Here is a 12,301-nt window from a genome sequence, read left to right as displayed (position 1 = left end):
ACGAGTCCGGCTTCGGGTTCTCTAAGTCAGTTCGGGGGTGCGTGTGAGCCGTGGCGTGCCACCACGCGTGTGACGGCGGACTTGGTGAAGCCCGGAATGCGCAGGGCCGAACGGGTGCGCCCCGGCTCGGTACGCTCGAACCGCCAGCGCGCGGCAATGGTGGAGAGCGCCAGAATGCCTTCAACTGTGCCGAAGACATCACCGATACATTTGCGGCCCCCCTCACCGAATGGAATGAACGCCCCGCTGGGGGGTTTGAGCTGCTGGTCCAGCCACCGGTCGGGAAGGAAGCTTGCCGGTTGCGGGTAGAGGTCCGCGCGCTGATGGATGACGAGGCCGCAGAAGGCGACGATGCTCCCTGCTGGAAGAGCACACCCGGCGAGTTCGGTGTCTTCTGTGACCACCCTGGTGACAATCCAGTCGGAGGGTGCGAGACGCAGTGTCTCTTTGAAGACCCTCCCCGCTAGATCCAAGGAGGGGAGGTCGTCCCAGGAGGCGGGCCGACCGCCCAGTACCTCGTCCACTTCGGTATGCAGTCTCGCCTCGATCTCAGGGTGCTGCTGCAACAGGCGGAAGGCATGACTGAGGGTGTAGGCAACCGTCTCGGTGCCGGCGAGGATCATCGTCACGATCTCGGCGTAGATCTCCGCGTCGGTCAGACCGCTCCCGTCCTCGTCCCGCGACGCCAACAAGATGGACATGAGGTCCCCCCGGTCGACGCCGTCGTGACGGTAGCGCTCGGCCATGGCGGAGACGGCCGACTCCAGTTCGCGGGTCACTCGTTCGAAGCGACGCTTGCCCCGGGTGGGCAGGCGTTGCAACATCGCCGGGGTCAGCAGCCGGCGGGTCAGCCCTCTCTGGATCATTTCGGAGTATGCGGGTACGGCGGCGATGGCAGGGCCGCAGAAGTCCGCAGTGAAAATAGTCTTGGCGAGCACTCCGGTGCTGATCTTTGTCATCTCGGGGCCCAGATCCATCAGCTGCCCGTCACGCCAGGAGCCGGTCACCGCGGCGATGTGCTCCGTCATAGCCCGGGCATACCTGGGCATGCGCGTGCGATGGAAGGCCGGCTGCACAAGCCGTCGCTGACGACGGTGCTGATCGTGTAGGCACGATGCCAACCCGTCCCCGATCAACTTGCGCGTGCGGTTGAACATCGGGCCGCCCTTATCGAAGATTCGGTCAGCCGTGAGGACATGATGGGCGAGATCGGGATGACACACGACATGCATGCGCCATGGGCCCACCTTGATCTCCACCAGGTCGCCCTGAGATGGGAGTGATGCCAGAAAGTCCTGCGACCCCAAAAGCATCCGTAGGGTGTGGCCGATCAGGGGATACCGCCCACTCGCTGATGCGAAGCTCAGTTGTGGGGCCGTTGGTTGCCCGCCCGTAAAGGGACATTCGTTGGACGTCATCATTTCCTGCCTCGTCCGAGATATGACCGGGGCTGGATCCTCAGTTGCGGATAGCGGTCACGACGACATAGCCGACCCCCTGCGCCGCGCTCTGTTGCGAGTAGTGGGTGACGGCCGACCGGAGCTGATCCTCGTCGAGCCCGAACGCTGCCATGTAGTCTGTGAAGTTTTCCTGAGCGTGATTTCTCAGTGCGGCGTAAGACGGCGAAATGACATCATCGCCGATATCGATAAACTCTCTCAGTTGGAGACCGGATTCCGCGATCATCCGAGGGTACTCCGTGATGTGAGTAAGTGGGGGAACGGCGAACTGCTCAATATGATTCCATTCTGTAGCAGCAGGATCTGTGGAAGTCTTCTCCTCTCGTGCCACTAGATCCGACGCGGCGAAACGCCCGCCGGGACGGAGGACCCGGGCGACCTCGGTGAGCACCTGGGGTGTGCTCGGCATATGGAGAAGACATTCGATCGCCCATACGGCATCGAACGAGTCATCAGGGAAGGGGAGTTCCTGCGCGTCCGCGTGGACAAAACGCACGCGGTCCGCGACGCCCTCCTGCTCGGCCAGAGTGGTGGCGAGCTCGACCTGCACGGTGCTGATGGTGACGCCCACGACGTCCACGGATTCAGTCCTGGCCAGGCGAACGGCGGGCCTTCCGGAACCGCAGCCGATGTCGAGGACCCGCTGGCCGGTAGAAGCGTGCAACTTCTCGATGAGGAAATCAGTGAGCCGGTCGGACGCCTCTCCGGCGGAGCTCCCGTCGTGCGGCTGCGGCCAGTAACCGAGGTGAGTGTTGCCCCCCAGTGCATGGTTCGCGAGAAGAGTCAGACGGTCATAGTAGTCCCCGACATCGGAAGGTGACGGCAACGGTTCGGACGTCATGGGCAAGAACCTTCTTCCAAAAATTCTAACCCAGGCGCCGTTGGCCAACTGGTCTGGGCGAAAGTCGGTGACCCGTCCTTCAGTAGGCGGTGCACCTTCGTGGACGCATCAAAGTCTAGATGTGCCGAGACCTGAGAACAGCAGGACGTGAGGAACTCTGGGGCCCCTATGTAGGGGCATGGTGCATACGCCGTCGTCCTGGATCGGGAAGTGTAAATGTGCCATATATGTCAGGGGTGGGCAGGGGTGACCCAAATACGTTGTTGTCGCTAGCTTCGGCGCTGTCCCACGTTCGGCATGCCCAGAGGTTGGAGACAGTGATGACTTCGTCCGACGACAAGGTCATTGAGGCGCTGCGGGCATCCCTCAAGGCAAACGAAAGGCTCCGGCAGCACAATCGCGAAATCATCGGGGCGGCGAAAGAGCCCATCGCGATCGTCGGAGCGGCATGCCGATACCCCGGGGGCGTCAAATCCCCCGAGGACCTGTGGGGTCTCGTGGCATCGGGCCAGGACGCGATCGGGGACTTTCCCGAGGACCGCGGCTGGGACGTGGAGCGACTCTACGATCCGGACCCGGACCGACAGGGCACGTCGTACACCCGGAAAGGCGGATTCCTTTACGACGCCGCCGAGTTCGACGCGGGCTTCTTCGGCTTCAGCCCGCGCGAAACGCTGGCGACCGATCCGCAGCAGCGATTGCTGCTGGAAACCGCTTGGGAGGCGCTGGAGCGAGCAGGTATCGATCCGCTGTCGACGCGCGGTAGCCGAACCGCTGTGTTCACCGGCGTGATGTACCAGGACTACGCCTCCCGCTTTCATGTCGCCCCCGACGGGTTCGAGGGATTTCTCGGCAACGGGAGCGGTGGGGGTGTGGCGTCGGGCCGTATCGCTTACACCCTCGGCCTCGAAGGTCCGGCGGTGACCGTGGATACGGCGTGTTCGTCGTCGTTGGTTGCCTTGCACCTGGCTTGTCAGGCGTTGCGGGCGGGTGAATGCACGATGGCGTTGGCCGGGGGCGTATGTGTCCTGTCGGCTCCCAACCTGTTCCTGGAGTTCTCGCGGCAGCGGGGGCTCTCGCCTGATGGGCGGTGCAGGGCATTCTCGGCCTCGGCGGACGGCACGGGGATGGCCGAAGGCGCGGGGATGTTGTTGGTGGAGCGGTTGTCGGATGCGCGGCGTCTTGGGCATCGGGTGTTGGCGGTGGTGCGGGGGTCGGCTGTCAATCAGGACGGGGCGTCGAATGGTTTGACGGCGCCGAATGGTCCGTCGCAGCAGCGGGTGATCAGGCAGGCGCTGGCGAATGCGGGGTTGTCGGCGGCGGATGTGGATGCGGTGGAGGGGCACGGCACCGGTACGACGTTGGGTGATCCGATCGAGGCACAGGCTCTCCTCGCCACTTATGGGCAGGGGCGAGGGGCGGGGCAACCGCTCTGGCTCGGGTCGGTGAAGTCGAATATCGGGCATGCGCAGGCGGCGGCGGGTGTGGCGGGTGTGATCAAGATGGTGATGGCGCTGCGGCGTGGGGTGTTGCCGCGGACGTTGCATGTGGATGAGCCGTCGCCGCATGTGGACTGGGATGCGGGTGCGGTGCGGTTGCTGACGGAGGCGGTGCCGTGGCCGGGGGTGGAGGGGCGGCTGCGGCGGGTTGGGGTGTCGTCGTTCGGGGTCAGCGGGACGAATGCGCACGTCATTCTTGAGGAGGCACCCGTTGAGGATGCCGCTCCCGTGGACCTGGAGGAGCAGCCGGTCCTGCCGTTGCCGTGGCCGGTGTCGGCGAAGTCGGACGGGGCCTTGCGGGCGCAGGCAGGGCAGCTGCGGGAGTTTCTGACCGATCACCCGGATGTGCCGCTGACCGATGTGGGGTTCTCGCTGGCGTCGGGCCGGTCGGTGTTTGAGCATCGGGCGGTGGTGCTGGGCGGGGACCGGGACGGGTTCCTGGATGGGCTCTCCGCCCTGGCGGCCGGTGAGGAGCATCCCTCGGTCATCCAGGGCACCAGCACGAGCGCCGGTGGGACGGTGCTGGTGTTTCCTGGTCAGGGTGGGCAGTGGGCGGGGATGGGTTTGGGCCTGCTGGAGAGCTCGGCGGTGTTCGCTGCGTCGATGCGTGAGTGCGGGCAGGCTCTGGCCCCTCACACCGGCTGGGACCTGGACGACATGCTCAGCCGACCCCAGGATGATCCGGTGTGGGAGCGGGCGGGTATGGTTCAGCCGCTGCTGTTCGCGGTCATGGTGTCCCTGGCCCGTCTGTGGTCCTCTTACGGCATCACCCCTGATGCGGTGGTCGGGCACTCCCAGGGCGAGATCGCCGCCGCCCACGTCTGCGGCGCCCTCGCCCTTCCCGACGCTGCCAAGGTCATCGCCTTGCGCAGCCGGCTTCTGGACGAGATGAGCGGTGACGCCGGAGGCATGCTCGCCGTTGCCCTGCCCGGGGAAGACACCAGTTCCCTCCTGGAGCAGCACTGGCCTGGACGGGCGTGGGTCGCCGCGCACAACAGCCCCCGCTCCACGATCGTCTCCGCCGAGGAATCGGCGGTCGAGGAGCTTCTTGCCCACTGCCGTGAGCACCGCATCAGAGCGAAACAGGTCCCCGTCGGCTACGCCTCCCACTGCCCCCACGTCGAAAGCGTGCGGGACGAGCTGCTGACCGGCCTCGCGGACATCACCCCCCGGCAAGGAAGCGTTCCATTCTTCTCGACGCTGGATGGCGGGTGGGTGGATACCGCTGATCTGGGTGCCGGGTACTGGTACCGCAACCTCCGACACCCCGTCCGCTTCACCCAGGCCATTCAGGCCCTCCACCACGACGGCCGCCACCTCTTCATCGAATGCAGCCCCCACCCCACCCTCACCACCGCCATCCAAGACACCACCGACACCACCGAAGAAACCACCACCCCGGTCACCGTCACCGGAACCCTGCGCCGCAACACCGACGAGACCCACCGCCTCCTCACCAGCCTCGCCTACACCCACACCACCCGGACCGTCGACTGGACCACCCACTACACCCGCCCCACCCCCCACCCCCAGCGCATTGACCTGCCGACCTACCCCTTCCAACGGCAACGCTTCTGGCTCACCGCAACGCCGGGCACCGGGGACGCGGGAGCGATGGGCCTGGAACCGGCCGGACACCCACTCCTCGGCGCGGCGGTCACCCTCGCCGAGGGCGACGGGTTCCTCCTGACCGGCCGGATCTCCCTATCCACCCACCCCTGGCTCGCCGACCACACCGTCGCCGGCACGGTTCTTCTCCCCGGCACCGCCTTCCTCGAACTCGCCCTCCAAGCCGGGCACCACACCCACACCCCCCACATCGAAGAACTCACCCTCCACACCCCCCTCACCCTCCCCGACGACCAAGCGACCGTCCTCCAGATCACCGTCAGCCCCCCGGACCACACCGGACGCCGAGACGTCAGCATTCACGCTCAAGGAGACAGCGAGGAGACCCCATGGGTCCGGCACGCCACCGGCACCCTCGCCCCGGACCCGGACTCGGACTGCCGCGCCGCTTCCGTCGAGGGCGCCGAAGTGCTGACCGGCACATGGCCCCCTCCCGAAGCGGTACCCGTGCCCCTGGACGAGTTCTATGACCGATTGGCAGCAGCGGATTTCTGCTACGGGCCGGCCTTCCAGGGGTTGCGCGCTGCCTGGCGCTGCGGGGACGACGTACTGGCCGAGGTCGTCCTGCCGGAAGAAGCGGGCGGCGACGTCTCCCGCTTCGGCCTCCATCCGGCGCTGCTCGACGCCGCGCTGCAAGCGATTTCGCTGACCGGAGGCGAGGAAGCCCGGCTGCCGTTCGCCTGGCGCGGAGCGTCGCTGCTGGCGCACGGCGTGTCGGCGCTGCGGGTGCGGGTGCGGCCGCTGCGCCCGGACGCCGTCGCCCTCGACGTGGCCGACAGCTCCGGCTTGCCCGTGGCGTCCGTGGAATCACTGGCGCTGCGTCCGGTCGCGGTGGAAGAACTGCGAACTGCCGGAGCGGCCCTGCGCGACGCGCTGTTCGGCCTGGACTGGGTCCCCGTCCCGGACCGGCCCGCGGAGCAGGCAAGCAGCAGACGCCGTGCGGTCCTGGGTGATGACGGCCTCGGTCTGGGCACCGCGCTGTCGGTGGTTCCGTATTCCGCCCCGCGGCAGTATCCGGACTTCGACAGCCTGGTGCGAGCGCTCGACGCGGGCGAGGCTGTTCCGGACGAAGTCTTCGTGCCCTGCCTGCCGCAGTCCACCTATGCGCCCGCCGGTGAGCCCGAGGTGGTCCGGGCCAGGACCGGGCGCGTGCTGGCGTTGTTGCAGCGATGGCTCGCCGACGACAGGCTGCGGGACTCCCGACTGGTGATCGTGACCTCTCGGGCGGTGCTAGCGGAGCCCGGAGAGAATCCGACGGATCTCGCGGGTGCCGCGGTATGGGGGCTGGTGCGCTCCGCCCAGTCGGAGGAACCGGCTCGTTTCCTGTTGGCGGATGTGGATACGGCGCAGGAGTCGATCGCCGCACTGGCAGCGGTTCCGGTCTGCGGAGAGGCACAGGTCGCGGTCCGCGACGGGAGGATGCTGGGAGCCCGTCTGGTTCGCGCCGAAGACGAGCAGGGGCTGTCGCTTCCGGAAAGGGCGTGGCGACTCGAATGCGGTGAGACGGGCTCGCTGGACGAGGTCGGGGCGGTCGCGTCACAAGAGGCGCTGGGGGAACTGGCCCCCGGGCAGGTACGCGTCGGCGTGCGCGCGGCGGGCGTCAACTTCCGTGACGTGCTGGTCGCGCTGGGCATGGTGCCGGAGCAGGTCGGCCTGGGCAGCGAGGGCGCGGGGGTGGTCCTGGAGGTCGGGGAGGACGTTTCCGACCTGGAGGTCGGGGACCGGGTGCTGGGGGTGTTCGGCGGGGCCTTCGGCCCGGTGGCGGTGGCGGAACGGGCGATGCTGGCGCGGCTGCCGGAGGGGTGGACGTTCGCCGAAGCGGCAGCGGTGCCGGTGGCGTACGCGACCGCCTACTACGGGCTGGTGGACCTGGCCCGGGTCGAGCCGGGCGAAGCCCTCCTGGTCCACGCGGCAGCGGGAGGCGTGGGGCTCGCGGCCGTGCAGCTCGCTCATCACCTGGGCGCGGAGGTCTATGCAACGGCCCACCCGGCCAAGTGGCCACTGCTGCGCGCCGCCGGGGTACGTCAGGAACGTCTCGCCTCCTCCCGCTCCCTCGCCTTCGAGGGACACTTCGCGGGAATCACCGGTGGCCGGGGCATGGACGTGGTGCTCAACAGCCTCGCCGGCCCGTACACCGATGCCTCACTGCGCCTGCTGCCGACAGGCGGACGGTTCCTGGAAATGGGCAAGACGGACCGGCGCGACCCCGTCGAGGTGGCAGGCGCCCACCCGGGGGTGCGCTACCAGGCGTACGACTTGATGGAGGCCGGACCACAGAGAGTCGGGGAGATCCTCCGCAGCGTGCTGGAACTGTTCGATCAAGGGGCGCTGGACCCGTTGCCTGTCACGTGCTGGGACGCGCGGCGCGCGAGGGAAGCCTTCCGGTACATGCAGCAGGGACGGCACACCGGCAAGAACGTCCTCGTCTTCCCCTCCTCCCTGGACTCGCACGGCACGGTGCTGATCACCGGCGGCACGGGGGTGCTGGGCGCCGCTCTCGCTCGTCACCTGGTGGAGACCCACGGTGTCAGACACCTGGTGTTGACCAGCCGGCGGGGTACGCGGGCTCCCGGCGCCGACCTGCTGCGGGCCGAGCTGGAGGCGAGGGGCGCCGAGGTGACGGTCACCGCCTGCGACACCTCCGACCGGGAATCCCTCGCCGGCCTGCTCGCGGCCATTCCCACCGACCACCCGCTCACAGGCGTGGTACACGCCGCAGGGCAACTCGACGATGCCACCCTCACCTCGCTGACACCGGACAGCCTGCTCACCACGCTCAAACCCAAGGCTGACGCCGCGCGATGGCTGCACGAACTCACCCGGGACGCCGATCTGGCCATGTTCGTCGTCTACTCCTCGGCGGCGGGCATCCTCGGTTCGCCAGGCCAGGGCAACTACGCGGCCGCCAACGCCTACCTCGACGCTCTCGCCCACCACCGCCGGCATCAGGGACTTCCTGCCCACTCGCTCGCCTGGGGCCTGTGGGAAGAAGCAAGCGGTATGACGGCCCATCTGGGTCAGGCCGAACGCGCCCGCATGACGCGCTCGGGACTGCGAGCGCTGACGACGGAGGAGGGCCTGGCCCTGTTCGACGCCGCCCTGCGATCGGACAGACCCGTACTGCTGCCCACTCACCTGAACACCAGAGACCTGCGCGCCACCCAGGACGTCCCGCCCCTCTTCCAGGGTTTGGCCCGCTCCGTCACGCGCCGCGCGCCCATCGCTTCCGCGCCGGGTTCCTCGTCTCTCCGCGCACGTCTGGCCGGTCACAGCCCGGCTGAGCAGCACGACATCCTGCTCGCCGCCGTCCGGACCCACGCCGCCATCGTCCTGGGACACGCGGGCCCGGACGCCGTACCCGCCGAGACCGCCTTCCGCGCGATGGGCTTCGACTCCCTGACGGCCGTCGAGCTCCGCAACCGCCTCAACGTCGCGTCCGGCCTCCGCCTCCCCGCCACCCTCGCCTTCGACCACCCCACTCCCGTCGCACTGGCCAGGTTCCTGGGGGACGAACTCCTGGGCGGGGCCGCAACACAAGGCGCGGTCATCCCTGCGCAATCTCCGAGCCTCACCATCGGCGCGGACGAGCCGGTGGCCATCATCGGCATGGCCTGCCGCTACCCGGGTGGCGTGGCCTCGCCTGAGGGTCTGTGGAAGCTGGTCACCGAGAAGACCGACGCCGTGGGGGAGTTCCCCGCCGACCGAGGCTGGGACCTCGAACAACTCCGTGCCTCCGACCCGGACCAGCCGGGCAGCTCCACCACTCAGCGAGGAGGCTTCCTCTACGACGCCGGCGGCTTCGACCCCGACTTCTTCGGCATCAGCCCGCGCGAGGCCATGGCCATGGATCCCCAGCAGCGGGTACTGCTGGAAACGTCGTGGGAGGTGTTCGAGAGGGCTGATATCGACCCTTCCACGGTGCGAGGCAGCCGCACCGGAGTCTTCGTCGGCGTCATGCCGCAGGAGTACGGGCCACGCCTGCACGCAGCCGTGGAAGGCGCGGACGGTTACGCGCTGACAGGCACCTCCGGCAGCGTCGCCTCGGGCCGTGTCGCCTACGTCCTGGGCCTGGAAGGGTCGGCGGTGTCGGTGGACACGGCTTGTTCTTCCTCGCTGATCGCCCTGCACCTGGCCTGCCAGGCGGTGCGGGCGGGGGAGTGCTCCATGGCTTTGGCGGGGGGAGTGACAGTGATGTCCACTCCAGGGGCCTTCGTGGAGTTTTCGCGGCAGCGGGGGTTGTCGCCTGATGGTCGGTGTAAGGCGTTTTCGGCTTCGGCGGATGGTACGGGGTGGGGTGAGGGTGTGGGGATGCTGCTGGTGGAGCGGCTTTCCGATGCTCGCCGGAACGGGCATCGGGTGTTGGCGGTGGTGCGGGGGTCGGCGGTCAATCAGGACGGGGCGAGCAATGGTCTGACGGCGCCGAATGGTCCGTCGCAGCAGCGGGTGATCCGTCAGGCGCTGGCCAATGCTCGTCTGGCGCCGGTTGATGTGGATGCGGTGGAGGGGCACGGGACGGGGACCGTGCTGGGTGATCCGATCGAGGCGCAGGCTCTTCTTGCTACCTATGGGCAGGGGCGGCCGGAGGGGCGGCCGCTGTGGCTGGGGTCGCTGAAGTCGAACATCGGGCATGCGCAGGCGGCTGCGGGTGTGGGCGGTGTGATCAAGATGGTGATGGCGCTGCGGCACGGGCAGTTGCCTGCCACGTTGCATGTGGATGAGCCGTCGCCGCATGTGGACTGGGATGCGGGTGCGGTGCGGCTGCTGACGGAGGCGGTGCCGTGGCCGGAGACGGACGGGCGGCTACGGCGGGCGGGGGTGTCCTCGTTCGGGGTCAGCGGGACGAATGCGCACGTCATCATCGAGCAGGCGCCTGCTGAGGAGTCCAGCGTCCTGGACCAGGAGGACGGGGAGACGCCTTCATCAGGACTGCCAATGCCGTTGCCGTGGCCGGTGTCAGCGAAGTCGGACGGTGCTCTGCGGGCGCAGGCGGGGCAGCTGTGCCGTTGGCTCACTGGCCGTTCTGATGTGGCGTTGGCGGATGTGGGGTTCTCGCTCGCCTCGGGCCGGTCGGTGTTCGATCACCGGGCAGTCGTGCTCGCCGGGGACCGGGACGGATTCCTCGACGCCCTCGCCGCCCTGGCGGCCGGTGAAGAGCACCCCTCCGTGATCCGGGGCACGACCGATGGGGGGAAGCTGGCCTTCGTGTGTGCGGGGCAGGGCACCCAGTACCCCGGCATGGGACACGGCCTCTACCAGGCATTCCCCCTCTTCGCCCAGGCGATGGACGAAGCCTGCGCCCACCTCGACCCCCACCTTGACCACCCCCTGCTCGACGTCCTCTATCCCTCCCCGGGCAGTGATCTCGGATTGCTGATCCACCAGACGCTCTACACGCAGCCGGCGCTGTTCGCCTTGCAGTACGCCCTGCACGCGCTACTGACCAAGCAGTTCGGGGTACGGCCCGACTGCGTGGCCGGGCACTCCCTCGGAGAGATCACCGCCGCCCACCTCGCCGGAATCCTCACCCTGCCCGATACGGCGCTCCTGGTCACCACCCGCGCCCGGCTCATGGACACCCTCCCCACCACCGGCGCCATGACCGCCCTCCAGGCCACCCCCGACGAAGTCCACCCCCTCCTCGAAGAGCACGCCGGGCAAGTATCGATCGCCGCCGTCAACAGCCCCACCTCACTCGTCATCTCCGGCGACCACGACACGGTCGAAGCTGTCACCGCCCACTTCCAGGACATGGGCCGCAAAACCACCGCCCTGCAAACCAGCGGCGCCTTCCACTCCCCCCACCTCGACACCCTGCTCCCCGAACTGACCGCCACCGCCGAAACCCTCACCTACCAACCGCCCCGCATTCCCCTCATCACTACCGCTGACCCGGCCGAGGCCCTCACCCCCCACTACTGGGCCCACCAAGCCCGCCACCACGTCGACTACCAACAGATCACCCACAACCTCCACACCCACGGCACCACCACCTACCTCGAACTCGGACCCGACAACACCCTCACCACCCTCACCCACCACAACCTCCCCGCTCACACACCCAACACCCACCCCCTCCTCCACCCCGACCACAACGACACCCACCAACTCCTCACCACCCTCGCCCACGCCCACACCACCCGGGCCATCGACTGGACCACCCACTACACCCACCATGCTCCCCGCCCCCACCACACCGACCTGCCGACCTACCCATTCCAGCGGCAACGGTTCTGGCTCAGCACCACAGCAGATGCCGAGGAAACAGTGCGGAACAGCAATGCCGCTTCAGGCACACTCGGTGAGGTCGAGGCCCAGTTCTGGGCAACGGTCGAAGAACAAGACCCCCAAGCCCTCGCCATCACTCTCAATGTCGAGCCCGACACATCCCTCGACACCCTGCTGCCCGCGCTGTCCGCCTGGCACCAGCAACAACGCGACCAGAACACCATCAACACCTGGATCTACCGCGAAACCTGGAAACCCCACACCCCCACCACCAGAGCAGCAGCCGACGGTCTACTGACCGGAACCTGGCTAATCCCTCTCCCCGCCAACCACACCGACCACCCCCTCATCACCGCCGTCCTCAACACCCTCCACCACCACGGCGCACACACCCTCCCCCTCCCCCTCGACCACACCCACACCACCCCCGAAACCCTCACACCTCACCTCAACCACACCCTCAACACCAGCACTGCAGATATCGCCGGCGTCCTCTCCCTCGTCGCCCTCGACGAAACCCCTCACCCCGACCACCCCGCCGTGCCCACCGGAACCGCGCTCACCCTCGCCCTCATCCAAACCCTCACCACCCACCCCCACCTCACCGCACCCCTCTGGTGCGCCACCCACAACGCCGTCTCCACCCA

The 12,301-nt window shown here is 68.0% G+C and carries 3 protein-coding genes; 1 reads left to right on the top strand and 2 read right to left on the bottom strand.

All coding sequences use genetic code 11. The features are described from left to right. Positions 1–26 precede the first annotated feature (26 nt). Together ABZ951_RS25695 and ABZ951_RS25690 are read right to left on the bottom strand one after the other, a co-directional pair. Positions 27–1,259 (bottom strand): cytochrome P450, encoded by a 1,233-nt coding sequence (locus tag ABZ951_RS25695; protein WP_344095346.1) that lies wholly within the window; start codon positions 1,257–1,259, stop codon positions 27–29. 199 nt (positions 1,260–1,458) lie between these two features. Then, positions 1,459–2,301, bottom strand: a complete 843-nt coding sequence (locus ABZ951_RS25690; RefSeq protein WP_344095348.1) for a methyltransferase domain-containing protein — start codon at positions 2,299–2,301, stop codon at positions 1,459–1,461. A 320-nt stretch (positions 2,302–2,621) separates the two neighbouring features. On the opposite strand from ABZ951_RS25690, the gene ABZ951_RS25685 reads away from it, so the two are divergent. Further along, on the top strand, positions 2,622–12,301 hold a 9,680-nt coding region (locus ABZ951_RS25685), incomplete at its 3' end, for an SDR family NAD(P)-dependent oxidoreductase (protein WP_361280785.1).

Source organism: Streptomyces sp. NPDC046215 (assembly GCF_040646215.1).
Lineage (GTDB): Bacteria > Actinomycetota > Actinomycetes > Streptomycetales > Streptomycetaceae > Streptomyces > Streptomyces stramineus.
The sequence above is the reverse complement of the archived record's forward strand: the minus strand, read 5'-3'. Positions and strand labels throughout refer to the sequence as shown.